Genomic DNA, 515 nt, shown 5'->3' on the forward strand with positions numbered 1-515 from the left:
CAAAAGATGTCCGTTCCTCTTCTGTTAAATGCTCGGCGACCTTTTCTTTTAATAAAGAACTCCCACCTATCATATTTTCACAGGCAATAATATTAAGTGGATGTTGATTGGATTTCATTCTCGCTTGTAAACCTTTTGCAATCAGTTCTGAAATCACCGCCAAAATGTTCGGGCCGACAGCTGTTGTGATAATATCAGCGTTGACGATAGCTTCAACCACTTTGTCCGGATCAGTGATGCTGTTGATTCCGGAAACGTTTTTCACTGTTAATGTTTCACTATTTTCAGAGGCCAACACGACATTATACTGCTGTTTTTCGTTCAGTTCCTGAATGACAGCGTCGTTTACATCAACAAATGTGGTATGATAATTTGCTTGATATAGAAGGGATCCAATAAATCCGCGACCAATATTTCCAGCGCCAAAGTGTACAGCTAACATTTAATTCACCTCATCAAATAGTGCTATGATTTCTTCTTTTGTTTGGGCTTCCACGATTTTATCAATATTTTCT

General features: G+C 38.4%; 1 protein-coding gene. It reads right to left on the minus strand.

Features of this window, described 5'->3' with window-relative positions; translation table 11 throughout:
* Positions 1 to 442 (minus strand): mannitol dehydrogenase family protein (locus AC3G7N_RS22675; RefSeq protein ID WP_489424348.1); only part of this gene is annotated, 442 nt, incomplete at its 3' end.
* Between the last annotated feature and the right edge of the window lie 73 nt (positions 443 to 515).

It is taken from the genome of Virgibacillus carmonensis (genome assembly GCF_057836705.1).